The sequence below is a fragment of the Pseudarthrobacter sp. Pseusp20 genome (assembly GCF_059492155.1).
On record NZ_CP168521.1, the window covers coordinates 14,870 to 39,265 of the forward strand.

A 24,396-nucleotide genomic window follows, 5' to 3' on the forward strand; every position below is an offset into this window, starting at 1 on the left:
TAATTGGCAATTGCTGAAAATTTGTGTTACTGCGCGGAGGCGCCGAGCGGGCCGGGGTTAGCCTTCGGCTTTGCCCTGCCGCCAGTAACCCATGAAGGCCACCTGTTTCCGGTCCATCCCCACGTCGCGCACCAGGTAGCGCCGCAGGTCCTTGATGACGGCGGCTTCACCGGCGATCCAGGCGTAGAAGGGCATGGCGCCGGCGGGCATTCCGGGGTTGCCGGCGGCGCCGATGTCCCCCGTTTCGAGGCGTGCGGGGGTTTCCCAGAGGATGTCCGTGTCCACGTTGACGTCTTCGGGCTCCGGGCCGGCGCCGCCGCCGTCCGCTTTGATGCCCACCCAGCCCGGCACGGGGACTGCTGTGCGTACGGCCTCCTGCAGCAGCTGGCCGTGCGGCCGGGAGCGGCCGATGACGGCGCCGCGGGCAAGCCACGTGATCTCGATGTCCGCCGGGGACTGCAGGTCAAGGAAGTCGCCGGCCTGGGGAACCTCAAGGAGGGCTTGCCCGCTCATGTACGGCGGGAGGGTTTCGAGGATGGCGGAGATGGCGGGGACTGCGGTTTCGTCACCGGCAAGGAGGATGCGCTGGGCCAGGCCGGGCCGCCATTCGATGCCGGAGTATGTCCCGGCGGTGATGCAGTGGGCGGCACGGTTGTTGGGCCCGATGATGGTGAGGGCGTCACCGGGTTTGGCCTTCAGGGCCCAGTCCGCGGCCGGCCCGCTGTTGTGCGGCCCGTCCTTGTGCATCGCAAAGTCCACGTCGATCTCCGGATAGACCGCGTCCAGCCGCGCCTCACGGACGGTGTAGGTCCGCATCGAGCCGCGCACCTCCGGGTCCATGGCCAGCCAATCCCGATACCAGCCGGGCTGGCCGGTGTTGACGGCCGGCAGCGGCAGCTGCGAGCCGTCCGGGGCCAGGGACGGAATCAGGAGCTTGATCCGGAGGTCCAGGGCGTGGCCTTGGACGCCGAAGTCACGCAGCGCGTAGCCACCGAACGTGATCCTGCGGAAGGTGGGGCTGAGCTGCTGGACGGAGGAAACGGTGACCTCAAAGGCGAGACTCATCGGCTGGGTGGTCATCGGCTGGGCACTTGCCGGTTGTGCAGTTGCCGTTTGTGTTCGGGCGGTGTCGCGGGTCGTCATGGGACGGGCTCCAGTTCGTAGGCAGTGTGGTGGCGGCCGATGGGGATGATCAGCGGGGTGGCCGAAACGGGGTCCGGGATGACCCGGCTCTCCAGGCCGAAGACGTGGCGGACCAGTCCTTCCGTCACCACCTCGCGCGGGGACCCCACCGCTGTCACGGTGCCGTCCTTCATGGCGATGACGTGGTCCGCGTAGCGGGCCGCCAGATTGAGGTCGTGCAGGACGATTGCCACGGTGATACCCCGTCTGCGGTTGAGGTCCGTTACCAGGTCCAGGACCTCCACCTGGTGGGCCAGGTCCAGGTAGGTGGTGGGTTCGTCCAGCAGCAGGACGTCGGTTTCCTGGGCGAGTGCCATGGCAATCCAGGCCCGCTGCCGCTGGCCGCCGGACAGTTCGTCCACGTCGCGCCCGGCGAGGTCCAGCGTCCCGGTGGCTTCCAGCGCGCGCTGCACGGCGGCGTCGTCCTTGTCACTCCTGCTCCGGAAGAAACCCTGGTGCGGGTAGCGCCCGCGTCCCACCAGGTCTCGGACGGTGATGCCGTCCGGGGCGGTGGGGTGCTGGGGAAGCAGGCCGAGGGTCCGGGCCAGTTCACGGGCCGGACGGGTGTGGATGTCCCTGCCGTCCAGGGTCACGGTGCCGCCGGCGGGCTTCAGGAGCCGGGACAGCCCGCGCAGCAGGGTGGACTTTCCGCACGCGTTGGCACCCACGATCATGGTCACCCTGCCCTCGGGAATCCGGACGTTGAGCCCGTCCGCCACACAGCGCTGGCCGTACGTGAGCGTCAGGTCGCGTGCTTCGAGAACTGCCACGTCAGGCATCCTTTCGGTTGGCCGTGACCAGGAGCCACAGCAGGAAGGGGGCGCCGAGCGCGCCGGTGACAACACCCACCGGCAGGACGGTGCCGTCCAGGAACAGGGGGGCCAGGTTGGCGGCGACATAGTCTGCCGCCAGGACAATCAGGGCGCCCACCAGGGCCGACGCCGGCAGGCTGGCCTTGCCGGCGAAGCGGCGGGCGATGGGAGCGGCCAGGAAGGCGACGAACGACACCGGCCCTGCGGCCGCCGTCGCCACTGCCGCCAGGGATACCGCAATGGCCACCAGCGCCAGGCGTGCGGCATTGACGCGGACCCCCAGCCCGGCCGCGGCATCATCACCCAGTTCCAGGATGCGGAGCGGACCGGCGATGAGCACAACGGCGGGAACCAGCACCGCGAGCGCCAGGAACAGGACGCCGGCCCGGTCCCAGTTGGCGGAGTTCAGGGATCCATTGAGCCAGACCAGGACGTCGGCGGCAGTGCGGATGTCAGCGCGGGCCATCAGGAAGCTGACCACTGCGTGCAGGGCGGCAGCGATCCCGACGCCGGCAAGGACCAGCCGGTTTCCGGCGGCGCTCCCCCGGCCTGCCCTGCGGGTGGCACCGCCGCTGGAGATCGCATGGATCAGGCCTGCCACGGCCAGTGCACCCGCCAGCGCCGCCCCGGAAACCAGCGCACCGGAGGCGCCGAAGATGACAATCGCAACCACCGCCGCCGCGCTGGCCCCGGAGCTGATGCCGATGACGTCGGGGCTGGCCAGGGGGTTCCGCAGCATGGTCTGGAACAGGGCGCCGGCCAGCCCGAAGGCAGTCCCGGTCATGGTGCCGATGACGGCCCGCGGAAGCTTGTTCTCCATCACGATGAAGCTGGCGCCCGGAATCCTGGCGCCGCCCGTCACATGGTTGAAGACGATGGTGAAGAAGTCCGGGACGGTCACCGTGTAGCTGCCCAGCAGGACGGATACGAAAAACAGGAGCACGACGGCGGCGCCCAGCACGGCGGTCCGGTTGCCGGCCCCCTTGGCCATCACAGCCCGGCCCCCTTTCCGCGGCGGATCAGCCACACGAACACCGGCGCACCGATGAGGGCGGTCATGATGCCGGCCGGGACTTCGCCCGGCGGCAGCACCACCCGCCCAAGAATGTCGGCGGCCAGGAGCAGGACCGGAGCCGCCACCAGGGAGAAGGCCAGGATCCAGCGGTAGTCGGGCCCGGTGAGGACACGCACGGCATGCGGTACCACCAGGCCCACAAAGCCGATGGGGCCCGCCAATGCCGTGGCGGTGCCGCAGAGCAGGACGATGCCCAGGGCCACCAGGGCCCGCGAGGGCCCGACGCGCCGGCCAAGCCCCCGCGCGATGTCGTCCCCCAGCGCCAGGCTGTTGAGGGTGCGGCCGGCCAGGAGCACGATGAGCGCACCGGCGGCCAGGATCGGCAGGCCGGGCAGGAGTACGGTCCAGTCACGGCCCGCGATGCCGCCCACCTGCCAAAAGCGGAACCTGTCCAGGGTGTCCTGGCTGGAGACCAGGATGATGTTCATGAGCGAGGACAGTCCGGCGCTGAGCGCGGCTCCGGCCAGCGCGAGCTTGACCGGGGTGGCTCCCTCCCTGCCCAGCGAGGCGATGAGGTATACCACCACTGCGGCAGCAGCGGCCCCAATCAAGGCGAACCAAACGTAGCCGGAGAAGGTGGCCACACCGAAGATGTAAATGCCGGCGACCACCGCCAGGGCGGCTCCGGCGTTGACGCCAAGAATGCCGGGGTCGGCCAGCGGATTGCGGGCAACTCCCTGCATCGCGGCCCCGGCCAGGCCCAGCGCGCCGCCGGCCAGCAGGCCCAGGACCGTGCGCGGAATGCGGGCCAGCACCACGGCATGGTCACCGTTGGCGGGATCGAACGCGGAAAGGGCCTGCCATACCGTCGCAAGGGGAACCTCCCGGGCCCCCACGGCCAGCGATGCCCCGGCCACCAGCACCAGCACGACGACGGCGCCGGTCAGCCAGGCGGCTCGCGTTCCCGGCGCAACACCGCAGACGGGAGCAGCGGCTGCCCCGGCCCGCACCTGGGTGCCCGTGCCGGCGGCCGGACGTACCGTCGTCGTACCCATGAAGGCGCGGCCCCTACTTCACTGCATCCGCCGCCGTGGCCAACTGCGGCAGGAACGTATCCAGCGACCACGGCAGGCTCAGCGGCGACGACGCCGAGATGGACAGGGTCAGGGTGTTGTCCTGGTCGGCCACCAGGGCGCCCTTCCTGATGGCCGGGATCTGCCCGAGCAGCGGATCAGCCTTGATGGCCTCCGCGGTGGACGCGTCGGGAACCCAGGTGACGAAGATGTCCGACTGCAGTTCGTTCGCCTTCTCGGCGGACCAGGAAAGGTAGAACTCCTTGGAACCCTTGGAGTTCTCCGCGACCACCGGGGCCAGGGTCATGCCGATTTCGGTGAGGAAGCGGGGACGGTTGTCGTTGGTGGTGTAGACGTTGACGCCGTCACCCCGGGCGGGCTCCAGGTTGCCGTAGATAAAGCTCTTGCCCTGGATCTGCGGGTACTGGGAGACCTTGTCCTTAACGGTGGTCTCGGTGTCGGAGACCAGCTTGGCCGCTTCCGCTTCCTTGCCCAGGGCCTTGCCGATGATGGTGGTGGAGTCCTGCCACGAGGTTCCGTAGGCCACTTCCGGGTGCGCCACCACGGGGGCGATTTCGCTGAGCTTCCTGTAGTCCTCCTCGGTGAGGCCGGAGTAGGCGGCGAGGATGACGTCCGGGGCGAGCTTGGCGATTTCCGTGAAGTTGATGCCGTCCGCCTCCGAGTACTGCACGGGGGCCTTGGCCGATCCGAATCCGGCCCCCAGCTTTTCGAGCGCCGCGTCCTTCCAGGGGGTGGACCCCTTGTCATTGCCACCCCAATCGTTCCTGGGGACACCGACGGGCACCACGCCGAGGGCAATCGCGACGTCGTCGTTCACCCATGAAACCGTCGCCACGCGCGCGGGCTGCTTATCGATGGTGGTTTGGCCGAATGCATGCCCGATGGTCACCGGGAACTGGGTGCTGCTGCCGGTGCCGCCCGTGCCAGCCACTGAAGAGGCCGGACCCGTGCTGCAGGCGGACAGGGTCAAGGCTGCCGCGGCGAGCACCGCAGCCGCCTTGCCGGCGGAAGAGAAAAGCGTCCGGCGGGTGGAGAGAGGGCCGGAAAAGAGGGGGGATGTCACGGGGCTCCTTGGATCAGGCTGCAAACTTAAGTAAGGCTAACCTATGTAAATGTCGATTACGCAACGTTTTTGTCACCTAATCCCGCAACGTGACAAAGGCCACATCCGCCATCAGGTTCTTGGACAGGGCGGGGCACATTTGGCAGGATTGCCTTGCCGGCAGGGCACCCTTACCAGGGCACGCTGAAACAGAAACGGAACAACGGGAACAATGCGCATGCAAAAGGTCGTTCCGGCCGCCGCTGCCATGGGAAGCGGGGTGGCCGCTTTGGCCTGCTCCGCGGAGACTGACTGACTCCCCTGTTACCCCGGCCCGGCTTAGGGCCGCCCACCCTTTACGAAAGTTCAGCCATGCAATCAGTCACGCCCCAACAAATCCGTTCATCCTTCGTCAACGCCAGCCGCTCAGAAGCAGCCAAGCTGACACTGCCCAGGAACTTCGACGCCCTGGACTGGGACAGCCTGGAGTTCCTGGGCTGGCGCGATGAAAAGATGCCGCTGCGCGGGTACTTGGTGGTTCCCGGCCCCAAGGGCCTCACGGGCATCCTGCTCCGGGCGCCCGAAGGAGGAGCCAGGAAGAACCGCTCGGTACTGTGCGAACTGTGCCGGGATGTGTTCTCGAAGGAGGACGTGCTCCTTTGGGTCGCAAGGCGCGCAGGCCAGTCAGGACGCGACGGCAACACCGTGGGGACCCTGATCTGCGCCGACTTCCTGTGTTGTGGCAACGTCCGCAAGGAACCGCCGGCCAACGAGATCAACCCCGATCCGGCGGCCGTCGTGGTACGCCAGATCCAGGGCCTGCAGGACCGCACCGCGCAGTTCCTGGCCCGCGTGCAGAATAAGTAGGCGGGCAGCGGAAGCCCTCCATCACTCCGGTGACGGAGGGCTTCCCCATGTGCCTCAGCGGTAAGAGAAGCTCATCAGCAACGCCTTCAGTTTTTGGCCATCCCCGCCCCAGTACCACGCCTTCGCCGCCTCGTCATTGGCAAACGGCGGACCGGTGAACAGCACGTCTGCGGCCAAAATGCGGTCGCCGAGCATGACGGGCCCGTTTTGCACCTTGCCGTCCGGTGACACCGGCAATCCCGCCGTCAGCCCCATGCGGTACTCAACGGCACCATTGACGTGATCGGCGAAGAACGACGAATGGGGCGTGGGAACTGTGTGGCTCACCAGCCCCGGCACAGGGTCCGCCGCAAGGACAAACCTGGCATCAGGACCGGCCACGGCGTCACCCACCTGGCTGTAGTAGATGTTGACCCGCCCGGCGCCGTTGGCATCAATGACGGCGGCCGTTTCCACCGGGGGTGATGCGGAAACCTGCTCATGTACCACGCGCCAGTCCGCCGGATGGGCAAAGGACAGCCGGCCATCGGGGAAGGTATAGGTCACCATCCCGGCAGGAGTGGGCGCGGACGTGGGAGCAGGCGAGGGCGGCGGAACGGCAGTCTCCGTGGACGCGCCCCCGCTCCCTGCGGGGGCGTAGTCCGCGCAGGCGGCGAGGGACAGCGCCGCTGCGGCTGTTATCACAAGGAGGATTGGAGCGGGGTGCCGTGGGCGCATGGGGGTGCCTTTCAAGAGGACGCCATCGTTCTCTCGGAGAAAGTGCGGACCCAGCATCCTGCAGTACCTATGGGATCTACTCTGGCGAGGTGAGTTGGTAAAGCCCAGAGTGGCACAGCGAAAAGACCGGCCACCACGGCCGGAGCGATAAATCCATCAATTTGTTATATTGCTGGATCCGGTTTCAGCGCAGGACGATATCCACCGGGTTTGCCTCGGAGCGCCAGGCTCCTTCCTCCCCCGGACGCGGCCGGATCACCGGGGCCGTGAGGACGCCGGAGCGGTTGGTGCGGCGGTCACGGAGGATCTCGGTGACGGAGCCCAGGTGCCGGGACAGATCGATGACGTTTTCCGGGGCGGCCAGCAGCAGCTGGAACCCGAATTCGTGGAGGGCCTTGATGCCGGCGCCGGCGAATTCCTCGGAGGCGAGCACGAACGCTTCGTCCATCATCACGGTGCCGTAGGTGGTGAAGCCCTGCTCGGCGATCCCCAGCTGGTAGCTCAGGGCCGCGGCCATGATGAACGCGGTGAACCGCTGCCGCTCGCCGCCGGACATGGAACCGGTGTCTGCGTGCATGAAGACCTCGGTCTTCGTGCCGCCGCCCTTCTTTTTGCCAGCCGCCGGGCCGGTCACTTCCCGGTGCTCCTTGCACTGGATGAACAGGTGGCCGCGGACGTCGAGCACCTCCGCCCGCCACCGCCGGTCTTCCGGCGCCTGCGAGCCAAGCCTCTTGACCAGGGTCTCCAGGGACTTGTAGCGCGCGGTGAGCTCGGCGTCGTCACCGTCCGGCCCCTCCCCCCTGGCGGCGTCCGTCCTGGCCGGCCGAGCGTGGCGGGCCTTCAAGGCGTTCTGGATGGCGTCCTTGAACTGCTTGGCAGTGGGCGGCAGCGTCTGCTTGATGTCCAGCTCCAGGTAACTGCCCTCATGGAAGTTCACCTGGGAGAGGATGCCGTTGAGGGGCAGGATGCGGCTGGTGATGGAGCGGCGTTCCTCGTCCAGCAGGTGCAGCAGGGTGCTGAAGGATTCGTGCGTGCGCTGGTTGAAGAACTGCCGGAACTCCGCCTCCTGCGCCGGCAGGCCGTCGTTGACGATGGCATGGTAGCGGGATTCGAATTCGCTGGCCGCGCCGATGCTGGTGCCGTGGTCCGCCGAAATGGCGCTGCCCCACTCCCGGACGAAGCCTTCGAAAATCCGGGTGAGCCGCTCGGCTGTCCCTTGCCCCCGTGATTCAGCAGTGTGCAGTTCGCCCAGCAGGGTGGTCCGGACGCGGTTGGCAAGGTTGTCCAGCTCGTGCATTTCGGTAACGTCGCCGAATTCCGCAAAGTACGGTTCCAGCGCCGTCACGGTAGCGTCCGACGGCGGCGCCTGGGCCAGGCGGTCACGCGCCGCTTCCAGCAGTGAATCCGCAGCCGTGAGCTGGCGGTCCAATGCCTTGTATTCGCTTTGCAGGACGGCCGCGGACTCGGTGCTGGTCTGGTGCTTTTGCCGGACCTCCTCGATGGTGGCGCGCAGGGGCTCCAGGTCCGCCTGCGCGGCAAGTGCGTCCTTGAGCCGCTGCTCGATCCTGGTGAGCTCATCGGCAGCAACGGCCGCGGACACCTGTTCCCAGGGCCGGTCGTCTTCGGCAATCCGGCGCAGGGCGTCGAGCTGGCGGCTCATGCCCTGGTGCGAGTCCTCGCGGCTCTGCGCCAGTTCGGCGGCCTTGGCCACTTCCTGCCGGAGGTCCTCCACCTGGCCGGCCACGAGTTCCAGTTTGGCGGCATTGTCGAAGCCCAGGACGTAGTCCTGGCGGCTGGTGAAGCGGTCGTCCTTCTCCACCGTGTGGCGGTTCCGCTTGACCACGCCGCCCAGGCTCAGGCCCTTGTCCAGGGCTGCCAGCTCGTCCGGGTCCTCCACGCAGGGGTAGGCAAAGTCCAGCGCGATGCGCTCACGGACCCACCCGCCGGCTTCGGCCGCCGCGCCGGACTCGAGGATATCCAGCTTGGTGAGCAGGTCGCCGTCGCGCACGTCCTCCACAGCGAGCGCGCCGCCGGCGAGCGGCTTGGAGACGTCCACTGCCCGCAGCGCGCCGCGGACGTTGTGGTCATTCAGGTAGCGGGTGACGGCGCCGAAGTGCTCACCGGGCACCAGCAGGGTGGTGGCCAGGCTGCGGAGCGCACGCTCGGCAGCGGGGCGCCACCGTTCCTCGCCGTCTGCGAGGTCCATGAGCTCGCCGGCAAAGGGCATGCGGTCTTCCGCAATACCGGTGGCGGCGGCGATGGCGGCACGGTTTTCAATGCTCGACGGCGGCAGCAGGGACTTGCGCGTCTTCAACGACACGAGTTCCTGCTCGGCAGCCGCCAGCTCCCGCTTGCGGCTGGCGTGGGCGTCGAAGGCCTCGAACCGCAGCTCCTGCAGGGCCTGCGAATCATCCTTCAGCTCGGCCGACCGTGCCGCCGCCTGCTCGTGTGCCTGCTCCCAGCCGGCCGCGCTCCACTCAAGCTGCAGCCCGGCGTCGGCCAATGCCTGCTGCGCCGCCTCCTCCACCTGGCGCCGCAGCTTCAGGCCAACCCGGGCGTTCTCCAGCGACTGCTCAATCGCGGAGATCGCGTTGCCGCCCTGGTTGTTGTACTCGGTTTCCAGCTGCCGCAGTTCCTTGGCCAGGTTGTCGCGGACCGCACGCTCGGCGCCGAGTTCCTTCGCCTTTGCCTGCGCCAGCTCGCGGAAACGGACCAGCGTCTTCTGGTGCACGGTGACGGCGAGCTGCTGCCTGTACGCCTCGAACTCCCCACCCACCAGCTCCCGCAGCCGGTTCGCGTCCAGCAGCGACTGCGCATATTCGCGGTTCAGTCCCGGCACCGGCGCCAGCTGGTCGCGCTGCTGCCGGACATCCTCCAGCCGCTGGCGGATGGACATCAGGTTGCTGAACTCCTCCACCACGTCATCGGCGGCGGCAAGGGTTGCCGGGGCATCCAGCACCTGGTCGCGGAAGAAGGTGTTGACGCTGCCGCCCAGGCCCTTGCCGGCCTGGATGACGCGCAGCAGGGGCAGGGCCTGGTCCGAGTTGATCCCCAGCAGCCGGCGGAACCGCTCCGCGAACGCCTTGTGCACGTCGAAGACCTGGGCGTGCGGGAAGATCGCCTCAAGCGCGCCCTTGGTGAACCGTTTGTCGGCGATGCCCTCAACCGCCTCAAGGTCCAGGGGCACGTTGTCGATCAGGTAGAACCGGCCCACGCTGGACTCCGTGCCGTTCTTGGGCAGGTCGAACAGCGCCGACACCGTCACCCGCGTCCCGGCGGCGTTGTCGAAGGTCAGGGCGACGGCGGACCAGGTGGCACCCGGGCGCTGGAACGCACTCGCCGAGCCCTCCCCCACCGCCTTGTCCCCCACCTTGCCGCGCATGTACGTGAAGGTGGTCCGCTTGTCCTCCACGGCACCGCCCGACCGCTGCGCCGCCGCCTCGTTGGACCGCGGCCGCGCATCGAAGACCCGCAGCATCGCGTCGAACAGCGTGGATTTACCCACGCCCGAGTTACCGGTCAGCAGGGTTCCGTTCCGGTCAACGTGCATGGTGTGCGCTCCATGGAACGTCCCCCAGTTGACCACCTGCACCAACGCAAGCCGCATCTGGCCCGGGTTGGTGACATCCCCCAGCGGGAGCATGCTTGCGATGGTCACTGGTCATCCTCCTCGGACGTGGTTCCGTTCGTCTCCGCGGCGGCTGTGTCCTCCAGGTCCAGGAGCGGCTCCGTTCCTGATTGGTCAGCCGAGGCGGCTACGAGGGCTTCGATGTGGGCCGGGATGTCGCCGATGTTTTCGAACGGCAGGGCCACGGGCAGGGCGTTGGAGATGGTGTAGACGTCGTCCAGTCCGGTGGGGAGCAGGAGCTGGCGGGCCAGGAGCTTGGTGATGGCACGGGTGACCACATCGGAGTCGCGCAGGGCGTCCTGCTGGCCGGCGGGCTGGTAGTGCGCCACCAGGTCCGTGATCTCCTCGCGGGTGATGGCGGGGTCGGTCTGGGCCGTGACGTGCCGGTCCAGCAGCAGGCGGAGCCGGAGCAGCACAATGGTTTCCACCCGGCTGAGGGCACGCTGCTGGCGCAGGATGCTGGACCGGGCGCTGCCGCCGATGACGTCCGGGTCCACGGGGCGAAGGACCGCGATTTTCCGCTCGTGGTCCAGCTGCAGGGTCAGGAACAGCTCGGACAGGCGGCTGCGCAGGATCACCTGGTTGTCCAGCAGTACCGTCCAGAGCTTTTCGTCCCGGCCGCCGTCGATGTACGGGCCCTTCAACAGCTTCACCAGGGCCTGGCGCACTTTCATGGACAGGACGCCGGTATCGCCGGGGAACAGGGCAGCGCCGTCGACGAAGGTATCGCGCGGGGACACTGCGAAGGGGCGCTCAACGCCCGGTGCCGCCCCCGCCCGTTCGCCGCGCGGCTGGTCTTCGATCAGCTCTGGGCCCTCAGCGTTTGAAACTTCAGTCATGTGGATCCTTTGCGAGCGTAACCACGGGCAGGTAGGCCCTGCGGGTGGAGCCGTCTATCTGTTCGAAGTCCAGGCCATCCCAGGCGCTGCGGTTGAAGTCGGCCCCGGCGTGCAGGGCCTCGGACAGCAGCGCGCGGATGGTGTTGATGTGCTGCTCTTCGGGCGGCAGCTGCTGCCAGGCGTCGGCGAGCGTGGCAGCCCCAGCCATGGCGGACCGGACGACGTCGGGCCTGGCCTTGCCCGTCCGCGGCGAGCGCACCCGGTCCGAGTCGGTAAACGCGATGGGATCGGCCAGCCTGGGTGGTGCCGCGAACTCGTCGGGGTCGAAGAGCTTCACCATGGACAGTGACTCAAACCCTGCGTTGTACAGGACGGGGCCGGGAACCAGGCCGGGCCGTTCACGCTCGTACGGGAGTGAACGGATGGCCTGTTCTGCCTCACGCAGGACCTTCCGGAGCCGGACCGACTGGCGGAAGTCGTCGCTCTGGACGTACGTGTTCAGGCTTTCGCTGAGCTTGCCGTAGATGCGCTGGATCTGGCTGTGCTGCTGCCGGAGCTCGGCCACCAGGTTCTTCAGTGTCTCCCGGTCGTCAGGTGACAGGTCATCCGCGAACTGGCGGCTCAGGACCTCCCCAATCGCGGACCGGAACCGCAATTGCTGCTGCGGGTCCTCCAGGAAGGCGGTAAAGGACCGGAACGTCCTGCCCTCCGGGCTTTGGCGGAGCCGCTTGTCCGCCTCCAGGACCTGGGCCATGGTGGCGCCCTTGGTCAGCGACTCCTCGATGATCTGGTTGCGCAGTCCGCCCACCAGTTCCTCGATCCGGTCGCGCATCTTTTTGTAGTCCGCGGGCAAACTGGCGGCCAGGTCCAGGATGTTTCCGGCGGCCTCCACGGCCTCGTCGTCGTCAAGCAGGCCGTCGAAGTCGCCCGTGCTGATGTCCTGGATCAGCTGCTGCCGCTCTTCGATTTCCTCTTCCAGGGCTTCGAGGCGCGCACTTTGGTCCGGGTTGGTCTCGTTGGCGAGCTTTTCCACGTCCCCCAGCAGGGTGCCCAGCCGGGAACCGTTCAACGTGGACCGCTCGCTGGAAAGGCTGTCAAGGAAGGCGAGCACGCGTGCTGCAGGCTCGGTGGCCTCGTAGACGATCTGGCCTGACTGGTTCCGCCGGGTCAGGAACTGCCGCCGGGTCCACTCATCCCCGAACGCCTTTCCGCTGGCCCCTCCGCCCAGGCCCGGATCCTGGCGCCGGAGCTCCTCAAGGAAGGAGTCGACGTCGGCATGGAATTCCTCGAGCGGCACCTGCGGCCGGGTGCGGGTGAAGGAAGCCTGGAGCACGGCGATCACCCAGGGCGCCGAACGCGTCAGTGCCCACGCGGGCCCCTTGGTGAGGAGTTCGAGGTCCCGGAGCCGGGCGCTGATGGCGTCAGCGGATGACCTGGCGGAGCGGGGCACGCACTCTCCTTGGACTGTTGAACGGGGGCTGAACGGGGACCGGGCAGGGGCGGCACGCAGGGGACGAACCGGAAAACTGCCAACTACAAGGTTAACGCAGCCGCCGCGACCGCTCCGTGACCTACCTGCCGGTAGCATTTCGATCCCATATCAACAGGCTCCCCCGCCCGTGCCGGGTCTGGCTGGCCGCGCAGCTGTCCCCCTACGCTTCTGCTACTGGTCTTCGCCACCGCAGTCTTATGCAAAGCAACGTCGCAGCAGGGGGATTCATGCAGTTCGATCTAAGCTCAGTGGAAACAGCCACCTTGGTCTTCATCGGGACGCTGGTGTTCGGCGCAGTCCTGGCCGCATTCGTCCTCTCGGCGGGGCTGGTTGCCCTGGCGCTGCTGGGGGTGGGCAAGCTCACCTGGATGGTGGTGGCCAATACGCTCCTGGCGGTGGTCCACGGGATCAACTCCGGCTGGGACCGGCTGGTCCACCGGGCCTCCACCGTGGAACTGCCCGGCGATTTCCAGGCGCAGCCATCCCCTAGCACCGGAACCTACCCGCGGGTAATCTTGAGGGACAGCTGAAGGGTTCTCCAACCCGGCGGATCCATGGCTACACCGGCCACTCCGGCCAAGGAGATAACCCATGACCTCCGCAACTGACAGCCAGGCCAAAGACGCCCCGGCTGAAGAAACCCCCGTCCCCGCCGGCAACATCGGCGCCGGAGCCACCGCCGAAGATGCCCGGGCCGTTGCCGAAGCCGCCCGTGAATCCGGCTGGGACCGTCCCAGCTTCGCCAAGGGCCTCTATTTGGGCAGTTTCGACCTGGGCCTGGTCCATCCCTGGCCGGCTGCCGACCCCGCTTCCGTGGACAAGGGCGAGGCATTCATGGCCCGCCTCACGGAGTTCGCCAAAACCATGTCCGGACGGGTCATTGAACGGGAAGCGAAGATTCCGGACGAATACATCAAGGACCTGGCAGCCCTGGGCGTCTTCGGGATGAAAATCCCGGAGGAATACGGCGGCCTGGGCCTCTCCCTGGTCTATTACGGCAGGGCCCTTGCCCTGCTGGGCAGCGTGCACCCCAGCCTGGGCGCCCTCATCTCCGCCCATCAGTCCATCGGCGTGCCCGAGCCGGTCAAGGTGTTCGGCACGCCCGAACAGAAGCGTGAGTACCTGCCGCGGTGCGCTGCCGGCGCCGTCACTGCTTTCCTCCTCACCGAACCGGACGTGGGCAGCGATCCCGCCCGGCTGGGCAGCACGGCAACTCCCACGGACGACGGCGACGCGTACCTTTTGGACGGCGTGAAACTTTGGACCACCAACGGGGTGATCGCGGAACTGGTGGTGGTCATGGCAGTTGTCCCGGCGCACACCGATCCGGACGGCACCAGGCACAAGGGCGGCATCAGCGCGTTCGTGGTGGAAATGGACTCGCCGGGCATCACGGTGGAAAACCGCAATGCCTTCATGGGCCTGCGCGGCATCGAGAACGGGGTTACCCGGTTCCACCAGGTGCGGGTGCCGGCCGCCAACCGGCTGGGCCGGGAGGGCCAGGGACTGAAGATCGCGCTGACCACGCTCAACACCGGCCGCCTGGCGCTTCCGGCGCTGTGCGTGGCGTCCGGGCGCTGGAGCCTGAAGATTGCCCGTGAATGGTCCAACGCCCGCACCCAGTGGGGCAGGCCCGTGGGTGAACATGAGGCAGTCGGCAAGAAGATCGCCTTCATCGCGGCCACGGCTTTTGCCCTGGATGCCGTGTTCGAACTCTCCGCAGAACTTGCCGATGCCGGGCAGAAGGACGTCCGGATCGAGGCCGCGCTCGCAAAGCTCTGGGCCACGGAAATCAGCTGCCGGATCGCGGACGAACTGGTCCAGATCCGCGGCGGACGGGGGTTTGAGACCGCTGAATCACTGGCCGCGCGCGGTGAACGTGCCGTAGCGGCGGAGCAGCAGCTGCGGGACATGCGGATCAACCGGATCTTCGAGGGGTCCTCCGAAATCATGCGGCTGCTGATTGCGCGCGAGGCGGTGGATGCGCACCTGGCTGCCGCCGGCGACCTTGCTTCGCTGGATGCGAGCATGGCGGACAAAGCGAAGGCCGCCGTCGGCGCCTCCGGCTTCTATGCAAAGTGGCTGCCCAAGCTGGTGGCCGGCGCCGGCATGGACCCCCGCTCCTACGGGGAGTTCGGCAGGCTGGCCAAACACCTTCGGTTCGTTGAACGGTCGTCGCGCCGGCTGGCCCGGCAGACCTTCTATGGCATGGGCCGGTGGCAGGCCAAGCTGGAGCGGAAGCAGGCGTTCCTGGGCCGAGTGGTGGATATCGGCGCCGAACTGTTCGCCATGACTGCATGCTGCTCCCGTGCCGAGATGCTGCTGAAAACCGCCCCGGAAAAGGCTGCCGGCGCCTACGAGCTTGCCGACGCCTACTGCGAGCAGGCCAGGGTGCGGGTGGACGAGTACTTTGACCAGCTGTGGCGGAACACCGACGATGCCGACCGGGCGTTGACGCGGAAGGTCCTCGCCGGTGACTACCTATGGCTTGAGGCAGGGGTCCTGGACCAGTCCGAAGGCACCGGCCCGTGGATCGCCGATGCCTCGCCGGGCCCATCCAGGAAGGAGGACCTGCACCGGAAATACCGGTAAAGCCGCAGGTCACAAAATAGTAAGCACGCTTGCTATCACCCGGGGCGGGTGGTTGAGTTGAGCCATGAGCAGCTCAACGGAACCAGAGAACCTGCCTCCCCGGCGTGCCCGGGAGGACGAAACCACCCGCAGCGGAAGCTACCGGGAGGCAGCCGCAGACGATGCCGCCACGCGCTCGATGGACCAGGCGCCGGCCGGCCAGCGGGAGCGGGACTACACCCGCGCCCCCGCCGCGGAGCGCGAATACCAGCCTGCCCCCACCAGGGCCACACCAGTGGTGGAACCGGTGGCAGACCCAACGCTTGCGAACCGGGAAACCGCCGTCGCGCGCCAGAAGGAGCGGTTTGGCGGCATCAAAGTGGGCTCGGCCTTCTTCGGATGGCTGACCGCCACCGGGATGGCCGTGCTCCTCACGGCACTGGTGGCAGCCGCCGGAACCGCCGTGGGCCTGGCCAGCAACACCGACGTCAACGAGGCCGTGAACCAGGCGGCGCAGAACAGCGGCACGGTTGGCCTGGTGGGCATCATCGTGCTGCTGGTGATCCTCTTCCTCTCCTACTACTGCGGCGGCTACGTGGCCGGGCGGATGGCCCGCTTCAACGGCCTCAAGCAGGGACTCATGGTCTGGATCTGGGCGCTGATCGCAGCCGTTGTGGTGGCCATCCTGGGCCTGGTGGCCGGGCAACAGTTCAACGTCCTGGCCAACCTGAACAGCTTCCCGCGGATCCCAATCAACGAGGGACAGCTGACCACCACCAGCATCATCGCCGCGATCGTGGTGGCGGCAGTCGCCCTTGTCGGCGCGCTGCTGGGCGGCCTGGCGGGCATGCGGTTCCACCGGAAGGTCGACCGCGCCGGATTCACCCCGGACAGCGAGTTTTACGACGACGGGGAGTAGTCAGGCGAGGATGTCACCGTCCACATACAGCCACCGGCCATCCTCCCGGACAAACCTGCTGTTCTCGTGCAGGACCCCGCGTTCCCGGCCCTGCCGGTAGTAGGCCTTGAATTCGACGGTCCCTTCGGAATCGAAGGGACCGCCGTTGCTGGTGGACACAATGTCCAGGCGGCGCCATTCCATGGCCGTGTCCAGGTCCAGGCTGGCCGGCGCGGTGGACGGATGGTGGGTGCGCAGCAGGTAGTCCTCATCCAGCCGGACGAAGGCGCTGTAGCGTGACCGCATCAGCTGTTCGGCAGTGGCTGCAGATGCGCGGCCGGAAAGGAACCTGCCGCAACATTCGGCGTACGGCTCCCCGGACAGGCACGTGCAGTTCGCGGACTCCATCGATTCGGTCATCCGGTGATGCTGCCATATCCGGTAACAGCTTCGCTACAACCTCGAACCGTGCCGGGCAGGCGGCGGCATCGCCTGGTAAAAATCCGTATGGTGGAGAAGGAGCCTGCCGCCGGCCGTGAGTGCCGGGGCGGCCCAGGATGTTGATTGGAGAGGAGAGAAGACGTGGAGAACCCGGACACTCTCGTCCTCAACCTGACATTCCTGGGCACGGTGGGCGTTGCCCTCCTTATGTTTCTGGTCCTCTTCCTGCTGGGCGTTATCACCTTGGTGCTCGCGGGCCTGGGCCGGTTTGCCGCCCTTGTGCTGATGGCCTTGTTCGGGCGCGTTCCCGGCAGGAGGGATTCTCCCGGTACCGCCGGCGCCCCCATGAATCCGGGCCAAGCCCGCAGGCCGCTCCGGGCTCGGGCCTCCGCACTCAAGCCGGACCGGCTGAAAAAGTCGCTCCGCACCGCCGTCGAACGCCATCCCAAGCTTGCCGCCGCCCGCCACGACCCCCCGGTCCTCGCTGAGGACTGGGCCTCCGCGGTCGCCGAGGCCGACAAGCGCGCCCAGGCCAGGGCGCGCGCCGCGGCACCCGAAATCAAACTGTCGGTGCGGGACCTTCCAGACCCGGCCGTCCCTGCCGACAAGGTGTCCGAGGTAGCCCCGCTGGTGGAGTCCGCCCTGCACAACCACCGGCCGCCGCATGAGCTGCCCAGGTCCTTCAAGAAGCCCCAGCCGCCTCATCCGGTACCGCCGCTGGATACCGGGTCCCTGGTTTCCATAGCCGGCCCGCAGCAGGTGCTCAAGGAGAAGGCGCAGGATCCGGGCCCCCAGCCGTAAGGGAGAAACGGCCAAGCCCTTACCCTGAGCAACCATCTGGGTTAGCGTGAACATATGGAATTCAGATACCTCGGAAACAGCGGCTTCAAAGTCTCGGAAATCACGTTCGGCAACTGGCTGACGCACGGCTCGCAGGTGGAAAACGACGTTGCCACCCAGTGCGTGCGGGCTGCCCTCGACGCCGGCATCAGCACCTTCGATACCGCCGACGTCTACGCCAACACAGCCGCGGAAACCGTCCTGGGCCAGGCCCTGAAGGACGAGCGCCGCGAGTCCCTGGAAATCTTCACCAAAGTCTTTGGCCCCACCGGCCCCAAGGGCAAGAACGATCTTGGCCTGTCCCGCAAACACATCATGGAGTCCATCAATGGCTCGCTGCGGAGGCTGCAAACGGACTACGTGGACCTCTACCAGGCCCACCGCTATGACTTCGAAACGCCGCTGGAAGAAACCATGCAGGCCTTCGCGGACATCGTCCGGCAGGGCAAGGCGCTGTACATCGGCGTGAGCGAGTGGACCGCGGACCAGCTCCGCGAGGGCCACAAGCTGTCCAAAGAGCTTGGCTTCCAGCTCATCTCCAACCAGCCGCAGTACTCCATGCTGTGGCGCGTGATCGAAGCCGAGGTGGTCCCGGCGTCGGAGGAACTGGGGGTCTCCCAGATTGTCTGGTCGCCCATGGCCCAAGGCGTCCTCAGCGGCAAGTACCAGCCCGGCCAGCCCGCTCCGGAGGGCAGCCGCGCCACGGATGAAAAGGGCGGCGCCAAGATGATCCAGCGCTGGATGCGCGACGACGTCCTGGCAGCCGTGCAGGAACTGAAGCCGATCGCCCAGGAAGCGGGCCTCTCCATGCCGCAGCTGGCTGTGGCATGGGTGCTGCAGAACCCCAACGTTGCGTCAGCCATCGTGGGTGCCTCGCGGCCCGAGCAGATTGCCGACAGCGTGGGCGCAGCCGGCGTGAAGCTGGAGGCGGAGGTCCTCAAGAAGATCGACGACGCCGTCGGTGGCCTTGCTGAACGGGACCCAGCACAGACCAAGTCGCCGGCCACGCGGGAAGCGTAAGTGGCGTCCCCGTCGGAACTGTCCCCGTCAGAGCTCCCGGAGCTTGCGGTCACCGGGGCCACCGGAGGCCTGGGCGGAATGCTGGCGCGGCAGCTTGCCGCCTCCGGCTTCGCCCAGCGCCTGCTGGTGCGCGATGCGGCACGGGCGCCACAGCTGGATGACGCCCATCCCGTGGTGTGTTCCTACGGGGACGGCGCTGCCTCCCGGCGCGCCCTGGAGGGGGCGAAAATCCTCTTCATGGTGTCCGCCGCGGAGGCCGAAGACAGGCTGCAGCAGCACTACGCATTTGTGGACGCCGCTGCTGATGCCGGCGTGGAGCACGTGGTGTACACGTCCTTTTACCAGGCCGCACCGGACGCCACCTTCACCCTGGCCAGGGACCATCACGCCACGGAGGAGCGGATCAGGGCGTCCGGGATGCAATACACCTTCCTGCGGGACAACTTCTACCTCGACTTCCTGCCGCTGCTGGCCGGGGAGGACGGCGTGATCCGCGGGCCTGCCGGCGACGGCGTGTTCTCGGGCGTGGCCCGGGAGGATGTTGCCCGCTGCGCCCATGCGGTCCTGCGGGATCCGGCCATCCACAAGGGCAAGACCTATGACCTGACCGGTCCGGAGGAACTGACCCTGGCACAGGCGGCGGAGGTGCTGAGCACCGGGACCGGGCGCACCATCAGCTACCACCCCGAGACGGTGGAGGAAGCCTATGCGTCCCGGGCCTCCTGCGGTGTGCCGCAGTGGCAGCTGGACGCCTGGGTCAGCACCTACACGGCGATGGCCGCCGGTGAGATGGCGGGGCTCTCGCCGGACGTCCATGGGCTGACCGGCCAGGACCCCATCAGCCTTGCCGAGTTCCTGACGCGGCCGGTGCTGTAGCGGGCAGTTTTATGCGTTGACGGGCGGGTGGACCCGGCGTAGACCTGTGGCGGGGACCTTTTACTCCGCCAAGCAGGGTTACTACGCCAAGCAGAATCGCACCGCCATGAATCACAGCAACCAGCAGTCCATTGGCCAGGAGCCGGCGGCAGGGCAGGCGCCGGTGCTGTCCCCGGCCGCGCAGCCCGTGTCAGGTCCACTGACGCGTGAGGAGCTGCAGCTCGCCGCCCGGAACCATGCCTTGCCGCTGGAGGCGCTCCGCCGCGACGTCACGCCGCCGGGGCTTCACTACGTGTTGACCCACTTCGACATTCCAGACCTTGATGCTTCGTCCTGGCATCTGCGGATCGGCGGCGCAGTGGAACGTGCCCTGGAGCTGGGAATGGCGGCACTTCGCAGGGATCCGGCCATCACCGTCCCGGTCACCCTCGAGTGCGCGGGCAACGGCCGCTCGCTCCTGGAACCGCGGCCCCTGAGCCAGCCCTGGGTGCTGGAGGCGGTGGGCACGGCGCACTGGACCGGGGTGCCGCTGGCGTACCTCCTGGGCAAGGCGGGGGTGCTGCCGGACGCGGTGGAGGTGGTCTTCACCGGAGCCGATGCCGGTGTTCAGGGCGGCGTCCCCCAGCAGTACGCGAGGAGCCTGCCGATCCGTGAAGCGCTGCGTCCCGACGTCGTTCTTGCCTACAAGATGAACGGCACCGACCTTCCGCCGCAGCATGGGTACCCGCTGCGGCTGGTGGTGCCGGGCTGGTACGGCATGGCCAGCGTGAAGTGGCTGCAGTCCATCGACGTGGTCCGGGCGCCGTTCACCGGGTTCCAGCAGCAGTCCGCCTACCGCTACCAGAGTTCCGCGGACGACGCCGGCAGGCCGGTCACGCGGATCAGGGTGCGTTCGTTGATGGTTCCGCCGGGCGTTCCGGACTTCTTCACCCGGCAACGGTTCCTTCGCCCGGGCCCGGTCATGCTGGAAGGCAGGGCCTGGTCAGGGGAAGGCGCCGTGACCGCCGTCGAGGTGGGGATTGACGGCACCTGGCTGCCGGCCCATCTGGACAAGCCGTCCGGCGGATTCGCGTGGCGGAGATGGAGCCTGCCCTGGGTGGCCGACCCCGGCGAGCACGTCCTGGCCTGCCGCGCCACGGACGTCACTGGTGCCACCCAGCCCCTGGAACAGAACTGGAACTACCAGGGGATGGGCAACAACGTGGTGCAGCGGGTCAGCGTGACGGTGGAGTGAAGTTAGTCCTGCGTGCAAGGGTACGGCCGGTCAGGGTTACCGGGCATCACAGCAGGCTGGCCGGTGCCATGACCATCGCGACCAGGGCCGTGATGGAGAGTCCCACAACAATCGGCCCTGCCACAAGCATCCACGTCGTGGCCGGGTAGCGGCGGTAGCCCCTGCCCCGCAGCCTTGCCGTCCACAAGGCTCCGTAGGCAATGCTGGCCACCACGTACGGGACGCCCAGGGCGGGCAGCGCCAATCCAATCCAGATGGTCGCCTGCAGGACTGCCGAAGTGCCGCCGGCATACATGTCCCCGACTCTTGACGTGCCCATCATGAGCAGGAGCAGCAGAAGCAGCAACAAAATCGCGGCCAGGACCAGCAGGACCGTCCGGAACGTCCCCGCCCATGCAGGCAACGCAGGCCTTTGTGATGAATCCGGATAGGCTCTGGGGTCCTGGTGCTGGTGAGGGCGGTAGGGCTCCACGTTTCTCTCTTCCTGGCAGGTGCTCCAAGTCTTGCACGAGGCGCGGGACGGCACGACGCGGCCGCGGCTATACTCGGTGCCAACCATGACCAGCCTCCCCTCCTCCCCCGCCAGTGTCCGAATCGATGCCTGGCTGTGGGCCATTCGCGCCTATAAGACGCGGTCCGCCGCCACAGCAGCCTGCCGCGCCGGGCATGTCCGCCTCAACGGCAGCCCTTCCAAGGCATCAGCCACCCTCGTCACCGGTGATACCGTGACCGTCCGCATGCCGGGATACGAGCGCATCCTGGAGGTTCGGCGGCTGATCGCCAAACGTGTGGGAGCCGAGGCGGCATCGCACTGCTTTACCGACCACACTCCCCCGCGGCCTGTCCTGCCGGCACTTGGCCTGCCGCAACGGGACCGGGGCGCCGGGCGGCCCACCAAGAAGGACCGTCGCGAGATGGAGCGTTTGCGCGGCCCTGCGTGAGGAGCGTGCTGCAGAGGTCAACCGCCAGACTTGGTGCGCGCCTGCACGAGGTTAGCGAACGGCAACCGGCCGAATTCCGCCACGAAAGCTGAATGGCAGGCCGCTTCTGCGTCATTCAGTTGTTCCGCCGGGAGTTCTTTCCACGCAATGGCCAGTGATCCAGCATTCGCCAGCTGCCAGATCGCCCGCCCATCCCAGTGCCCGGGCGGCTTTCCTTGCCCGAAGTCCACAAACTCCTGGATCTGACGTCGCAGCCCCCGGTTACCTTTGCTTCCCGGCCCGGCCTTTCCGACATAGAGAACGACGGCGCCCTCTACCCACTCGGCGGTCAGAGCGGCGGCGGAGAGGGATGGCTCCTTCTTCTTGAAGACTCCTGCTGTGCTTTTCGTGAGGAAGCGCGGCTGGAAACCTTCCGGAGCCACGACGGTGAAGAGGCCTGTTGCCTGCGGGATCCTCATGGTCTCGAGATCCTGGATGGGCCGGAAGCCAGCGAAACCTTCGGCCTTCAGGCCCTTCCTGGTGAACTGCATAATCCATTGAACAGCATGTCCTCGGACCCTCACTGTTGCAGCCTGCCGTTTTCCACATAGGGCTTTTGGGTGGCTGTCGTTGTCGGACCCTGGTGGAAGACTTTGGTCATGGAAGCGGTTGGTGGGATGGCGGCAGTGCTTGGGGCGGAGCCTCGGGGGCTGTTGGCTGCTGGTCCGCCGCATCGCACGTTTGCTGTTACGGGTGTCAAGGATGGGCTTCCGTTCCCGCCTGCTGCGCCTTCGATTGGTGAGGTCTTGAAGCTGCTCGCTTCTGTTCCGCTGGCTGCCGACAGCGCGGGGATGATCGACCAGATGCGTGGGCTGGAGGATTTGAAGTGCCTTGCCGGTGCCCGTCAGGCCGATACCGCGGTGGCGTTTGATCTACAGCAGCGGGGTGAGCAGGCCGCCGCCGGGGTCCCGGCTCATGAGCAGGGTGCCGGGGTCGCGGCGCAGCTCGCGTTGGCCCGGCGGGAATCCCCGGCCAGGGGGTCCCGGTTGCTCGGCCTGGCCAGAACCCTTCCCGGGATGCCGCGCACGTTCGCGGCGTTCCGGGCGGGCCGGCTGAATGAATGGCGGGCAACCCTCATCGTGAAGGAAACCATCTGTCTGTCAGCGGAGGACCGGGCCGGGGTGGATGAGGCACTCGCCGCCGACACCGGCACCCTGGACGGCGCCGGCGACAAGGCCATCATTGCCGCGGTCCGGGCCGCCGCGTACCGGCGGGACCCGGCAGCGGTCGCCAAACGGGCCGCCCGTGCGGTCACGGAACGGACGGTAACCCTGCGGCCGGCCCCGGACACCATGGCCTACCTCACCGCGCTGCTGCCCGTCGCCCAGGCCGTGGCCGCCTACGCCGCGTTGTCCCGCGAGGCGGATACGGTGCGTTCGGCCGGGGATGGGCGCTCCCGGGGGCAGGTCATGGCTGACGCCCTCGTCGAACGCGTCACCGGGACCCGTGGAGGTGTCAGCGGGGTCGAGATCCAGCTCGTGATGACCGACCGGACCTTCCTCCACGGTGATGCCGAACCCGCACGGCTCCCCGGCTACGGCACCATCCCCGCCGCCGGGGCCCGGAACATCGCCCTCACCGGCGCCGGCCACACCGAACCCAGCCTGTGGGTCCGCCGGCTTTACACCGCCCCCGGCAGCGGGGATCTGGTGGGCATGGATTCCAGGGCCCGGCTGTTCCCGGCGGGGTTGAAACGCTTCCTGCAGATCCGGGACGATACCTGCCGCACCCCGTACTGCGACGCCCCGATCCGGCACCACGACCACATCGCCGCCTGGCACGATGGCGGCTCCACGAGCGCCGGCAACGGCCAGGGCCTCTGCGAAGCCTGCAACCACACCAAGGAAACCCCCGGCTGGACCGCCCAACAGGTGCCCGGCCCGCGGCATACGGTGGCAACCACCACCCCCACCGGCCACACCTACCATTCCACCGCACCACCACCACCCGGAACGCCACACCCCTGCTCGCCCGCCGGCAGGAGCACGATCACGCAACTCCCACGAAGAGTGGCTGCCGTTCGCGCATGAGGCCCTCTGACGTCGTCATTTACTCCCACAGCCCGGCCGGCCCAAATTTGGTGTGCCCACCCCTCCCCGCAAAAGCGTAGAGTGGCATAGGACGCCTGATTCTGGACGCCTCGCTGCAAAGGGAGAAATCGTGACGATTGATTGGGACGAAAAAAAGGCCCTGCTACAGGAACCAAATATCGCGAAGGTAACCCAGCTTTGCGATGAACTGATGGAAAAGAAGCCCGGTTCCGTCGTCCCCTATATCGACCCCGTCCACGACGAAGACGAGTGCAGGATCATCAGCCTCCAGGCGAGCCCCGGCAAGGGGACGGAGTCCGGATTCGTCTCCCACAACAACGACGACGAAGCGGCCCGCCGAGCCACCCAGATCTATGAGCTCGCTGAACTGGATCCGCGCTACGTCATGCCGTGGAACGCCTACCCGTGGGTCCGCGAGAGTGGCAGCCCATCGGCCCTGAGTGTCCAGGAAAAGACCGACGGCCTGCGTCCTTTCCGGCAGTTCCTCAAAATCAATTCCCGCGTTTCGGCGATCATCGCGCACGGCACGGACGCCTCCACGTTCCTGACCCTGTTCGAGAAGACCTACCATTCATCGCTGAAGAACGCCGGCATCAAAATCTACAAGGCCTCTGCCCTCGGCGGCAGGGCCTTTGCTGTTTCCGAAGCCAAGCAGGAAGAACTGCTGGCCAAGAGCGTGGACACCTACCGTGATGCCATGCAGCGGGCAGGCATCCAGCACCTTTAGCGGACGGTTTCCCAGCTTTCTTCCAGCCGCGCAGGCGCATACTCGTAGGTACCCTGACCGGCGAGAGAAC

At 67.4% G+C, this 24,396-nt stretch carries 23 protein-coding genes; 11 read left to right on the forward strand and 12 right to left on the reverse strand.

Annotated elements, in window-relative coordinates; all coding sequences use genetic code 11:
• Window positions 1-57: 57 nt before the first annotated feature.
• Genes ACEN9K_RS00075 through ACEN9K_RS00095 form a run of 5 tightly spaced genes read right to left on the reverse strand, consistent with a single transcriptional unit; the run spans window position 58 to window position 5,166 of the window.
• Window positions 58-1,080 (reverse strand): siderophore-interacting protein, encoded by a 1,023-nt coding sequence (locus ACEN9K_RS00075; RefSeq protein WP_495634997.1) that lies wholly within the window; start codon window positions 1,078-1,080, stop codon window positions 58-60.
• Window positions 1,081-1,139: 59 nt separating this feature from the next.
• Window positions 1,140-1,952: an ABC transporter ATP-binding protein gene (locus tag ACEN9K_RS00080; protein WP_268002176.1), complete on the reverse strand. Its 813-nt coding sequence runs from the start codon at window positions 1,950-1,952 to the stop codon at window positions 1,140-1,142.
• A 1-nt stretch (window position 1,953) separates the two neighbouring features.
• On the reverse strand, window positions 1,954-2,985 hold the full coding sequence (locus ACEN9K_RS00085; protein ID WP_495635661.1) for a FecCD family ABC transporter permease: 1,032 nt from the start codon (window positions 2,983-2,985) through the stop codon (window positions 1,954-1,956).
• On the reverse strand, window positions 2,985-4,064 hold the full coding sequence (locus tag ACEN9K_RS00090; protein ID WP_495634998.1) for a FecCD family ABC transporter permease: 1,080 nt from the start codon (window positions 4,062-4,064) through the stop codon (window positions 2,985-2,987). The genes ACEN9K_RS00085 and ACEN9K_RS00090 overlap by 1 nt, the downstream gene beginning before the upstream one ends.
• A 13-nt stretch (window positions 4,065-4,077) precedes the next feature.
• Window positions 4,078-5,166, reverse strand: coding sequence for an iron-siderophore ABC transporter substrate-binding protein (locus ACEN9K_RS00095; protein ID WP_134164932.1), 1,089 nt, complete (start codon window positions 5,164-5,166; stop codon window positions 4,078-4,080).
• A gap of 351 nt (window positions 5,167-5,517) precedes the next feature.
• Between ACEN9K_RS00095 and ACEN9K_RS00100 the strand changes: the two genes are divergently transcribed.
• Window positions 5,518-6,012, forward strand: coding sequence for an FBP domain-containing protein (locus ACEN9K_RS00100; protein WP_018771917.1), 495 nt, complete (start codon window positions 5,518-5,520; stop codon window positions 6,010-6,012).
• A 54-nt stretch (window positions 6,013-6,066) separates the two neighbouring features.
• Here the strand turns inward: ACEN9K_RS00100 and ACEN9K_RS00105 are convergent, their stop codons facing one another.
• The 4 genes from ACEN9K_RS00105 to ACEN9K_RS00120 form a co-directional block, all read right to left on the reverse strand.
• On the reverse strand, window positions 6,067-6,696 hold the full coding sequence (locus ACEN9K_RS00105) for a hypothetical protein (protein WP_495634999.1): 630 nt from the start codon (window positions 6,694-6,696) through the stop codon (window positions 6,067-6,069).
• A gap of 217 nt (window positions 6,697-6,913) precedes the next feature.
• Window positions 6,914-10,387 (reverse strand): ATP-binding protein, encoded by a 3,474-nt coding sequence (locus tag ACEN9K_RS00110; RefSeq protein ID WP_495635000.1) that lies wholly within the window; start codon window positions 10,385-10,387, stop codon window positions 6,914-6,916.
• Window positions 10,384-11,196: a DUF4194 domain-containing protein gene (locus ACEN9K_RS00115; protein ID WP_495635001.1), complete on the reverse strand. Its 813-nt coding sequence runs from the start codon at window positions 11,194-11,196 to the stop codon at window positions 10,384-10,386. Before ACEN9K_RS00115 ends, ACEN9K_RS00110 begins: the two co-directional genes overlap by 4 nt.
• On the reverse strand, window positions 11,189-12,646 hold the full coding sequence (locus ACEN9K_RS00120) for a DUF3375 family protein (RefSeq protein ID WP_268002180.1): 1,458 nt from the start codon (window positions 12,644-12,646) through the stop codon (window positions 11,189-11,191). Before ACEN9K_RS00120 ends, ACEN9K_RS00115 begins: the two co-directional genes overlap by 8 nt.
• Before the next feature lie 269 nt (window positions 12,647-12,915).
• On the opposite strand from ACEN9K_RS00120, the gene ACEN9K_RS00125 reads away from it, so the two are divergent.
• The 3 genes from ACEN9K_RS00125 (at window position 12,916) to ACEN9K_RS00135 (ending at window position 16,178) form a co-directional block, all read left to right on the forward strand.
• Window positions 12,916-13,218 (forward strand): hypothetical protein, encoded by a 303-nt coding sequence (locus ACEN9K_RS00125; RefSeq protein ID WP_026266177.1) that lies wholly within the window; start codon window positions 12,916-12,918, stop codon window positions 13,216-13,218.
• A gap of 61 nt (window positions 13,219-13,279) precedes the next feature.
• Complete coding sequence (locus tag ACEN9K_RS00130) at window positions 13,280-15,280, forward strand: acyl-CoA dehydrogenase family protein (protein WP_018771923.1); 2,001 nt, start codon at window positions 13,280-13,282, stop codon at window positions 15,278-15,280.
• A gap of 64 nt (window positions 15,281-15,344) precedes the next feature.
• The gene (locus ACEN9K_RS00135; protein WP_223993038.1) at window positions 15,345-16,178 is read left to right on the forward strand and encodes a TIGR04086 family membrane protein; all 834 of its coding nucleotides are present in this window, start codon (window positions 15,345-15,347) and stop codon (window positions 16,176-16,178) included.
• Here the strand turns inward: ACEN9K_RS00135 and ACEN9K_RS00140 are convergent, their stop codons facing one another.
• Window positions 16,179-16,577: a YchJ family protein gene (locus ACEN9K_RS00140; RefSeq protein ID WP_223993039.1), complete on the reverse strand. Its 399-nt coding sequence runs from the start codon at window positions 16,575-16,577 to the stop codon at window positions 16,179-16,181. It lies immediately after the preceding gene.
• A gap of 144 nt (window positions 16,578-16,721) precedes the next feature.
• On the opposite strand from ACEN9K_RS00140, the gene ACEN9K_RS00145 reads away from it, so the two are divergent.
• The 4 genes from ACEN9K_RS00145 to ACEN9K_RS00160 all read left to right on the forward strand — a co-directional run bounded on the left by ACEN9K_RS00145 (window position 16,722) and on the right by ACEN9K_RS00160 (window position 20,568).
• Complete coding sequence (locus ACEN9K_RS00145) at window positions 16,722-17,399, forward strand: hypothetical protein (protein WP_495635002.1); 678 nt, start codon at window positions 16,722-16,724, stop codon at window positions 17,397-17,399.
• Between the two features lie 54 nt (window positions 17,400-17,453).
• Complete coding sequence (locus ACEN9K_RS00150) at window positions 17,454-18,458, forward strand: aldo/keto reductase family protein (protein ID WP_018771927.1); 1,005 nt, start codon at window positions 17,454-17,456, stop codon at window positions 18,456-18,458.
• A complete protein-coding gene (locus ACEN9K_RS00155; RefSeq protein WP_495635003.1) occupies window positions 18,459-19,334 on the forward strand; it encodes an SDR family oxidoreductase in 876 nt (291 codons plus the stop codon).
• A 106-nt stretch (window positions 19,335-19,440) separates the two neighbouring features.
• On the forward strand, window positions 19,441-20,568 hold the full coding sequence (locus ACEN9K_RS00160; RefSeq protein WP_495635004.1) for a sulfite oxidase: 1,128 nt from the start codon (window positions 19,441-19,443) through the stop codon (window positions 20,566-20,568).
• A gap of 46 nt (window positions 20,569-20,614) precedes the next feature.
• On the opposite strand, the gene ACEN9K_RS00165 is transcribed toward ACEN9K_RS00160, so the two are convergent.
• Window positions 20,615-20,971, reverse strand: coding sequence for a hypothetical protein (locus ACEN9K_RS00165; RefSeq protein ID WP_495635005.1), 357 nt, complete (start codon window positions 20,969-20,971; stop codon window positions 20,615-20,617).
• Between the two features lie 154 nt (window positions 20,972-21,125).
• Between ACEN9K_RS00165 and ACEN9K_RS00170 the strand changes: the two genes are divergently transcribed.
• Window positions 21,126-21,509: an RNA-binding S4 domain-containing protein gene (locus tag ACEN9K_RS00170; RefSeq protein WP_018771931.1), complete on the forward strand. Its 384-nt coding sequence runs from the start codon at window positions 21,126-21,128 to the stop codon at window positions 21,507-21,509.
• Window positions 21,510-21,526: 17 nt separating this feature from the next.
• Here ACEN9K_RS00170 and ACEN9K_RS00175 read toward each other — a convergent pair whose 3' ends face one another.
• Window positions 21,527-22,039 (reverse strand): hypothetical protein, encoded by a 513-nt coding sequence (locus ACEN9K_RS00175; protein WP_134164923.1) that lies wholly within the window; start codon window positions 22,037-22,039, stop codon window positions 21,527-21,529.
• A 300-nt stretch (window positions 22,040-22,339) separates the two neighbouring features.
• Here ACEN9K_RS00175 and ACEN9K_RS00180 point away from each other — a divergent pair, with 300 nt between their 5' ends.
• Window positions 22,340-23,578, forward strand: a complete 1,239-nt coding sequence (locus tag ACEN9K_RS00180) for an HNH endonuclease (protein ID WP_495635662.1) — start codon at window positions 22,340-22,342, stop codon at window positions 23,576-23,578.
• A gap of 130 nt (window positions 23,579-23,708) precedes the next feature.
• A complete protein-coding gene (locus ACEN9K_RS00185) occupies window positions 23,709-24,326 on the forward strand; it encodes a uracil-DNA glycosylase family protein (RefSeq protein WP_018771934.1) in 618 nt (205 codons plus the stop codon).
• The last annotated feature ends 70 nt before the right edge of the window (window positions 24,327-24,396 follow it).

What these genes read in the sequence shown, in the direction of transcription:
- ACEN9K_RS00150 (WP_018771927.1), top strand. Translation starts at nt 17,454, where the DNA reads ATGGAATTCAGATACCTCGGAAACAGCGGCTTCAAAGTCTCGGAAATC.
- ACEN9K_RS00175 (WP_134164923.1), bottom strand. Translation starts at nt 22,039, where the DNA reads ATGCAGTTCACCAGGAAGGGCCTGAAGGCCGAAGGTTTCGCTGGCTTC.
- ACEN9K_RS00085 (WP_495635661.1), bottom strand. Translation starts at nt 2,985, where the DNA reads ATGGCCAAGGGGGCCGGCAACCGGACCGCCGTGCTGGGCGCCGCCGTC.
- ACEN9K_RS00100 (WP_018771917.1), top strand. Translation starts at nt 5,518, where the DNA reads ATGCAATCAGTCACGCCCCAACAAATCCGTTCATCCTTCGTCAACGCC.
- ACEN9K_RS00160 (WP_495635004.1), top strand. Translation starts at nt 19,441, where the DNA reads ATGAATCACAGCAACCAGCAGTCCATTGGCCAGGAGCCGGCGGCAGGG.
- ACEN9K_RS00125 (WP_026266177.1), top strand. Translation starts at nt 12,916, where the DNA reads ATGCAGTTCGATCTAAGCTCAGTGGAAACAGCCACCTTGGTCTTCATC.
- ACEN9K_RS00180 (WP_495635662.1), top strand. Translation starts at nt 22,340, where the DNA reads ATGATCGACCAGATGCGTGGGCTGGAGGATTTGAAGTGCCTTGCCGGT.
- ACEN9K_RS00075 (WP_495634997.1), bottom strand. Translation starts at nt 1,080, where the DNA reads ATGACCACCCAGCCGATGAGTCTCGCCTTTGAGGTCACCGTTTCCTCC.
- ACEN9K_RS00140 (WP_223993039.1), bottom strand. Translation starts at nt 16,577, where the DNA reads ATGACCGAATCGATGGAGTCCGCGAACTGCACGTGCCTGTCCGGGGAG.
- ACEN9K_RS00090 (WP_495634998.1), bottom strand. Translation starts at nt 4,064, where the DNA reads ATGGGTACGACGACGGTACGTCCGGCCGCCGGCACGGGCACCCAGGTG.
- ACEN9K_RS00130 (WP_018771923.1), top strand. Translation starts at nt 13,280, where the DNA reads ATGACCTCCGCAACTGACAGCCAGGCCAAAGACGCCCCGGCTGAAGAA.
- ACEN9K_RS00135 (WP_223993038.1), top strand. Translation starts at nt 15,345, where the DNA reads ATGAGCAGCTCAACGGAACCAGAGAACCTGCCTCCCCGGCGTGCCCGG.
- ACEN9K_RS00115 (WP_495635001.1), bottom strand. Translation starts at nt 11,196, where the DNA reads ATGACTGAAGTTTCAAACGCTGAGGGCCCAGAGCTGATCGAAGACCAG.
- ACEN9K_RS00170 (WP_018771931.1), top strand. Translation starts at nt 21,126, where the DNA reads ATGACCAGCCTCCCCTCCTCCCCCGCCAGTGTCCGAATCGATGCCTGG.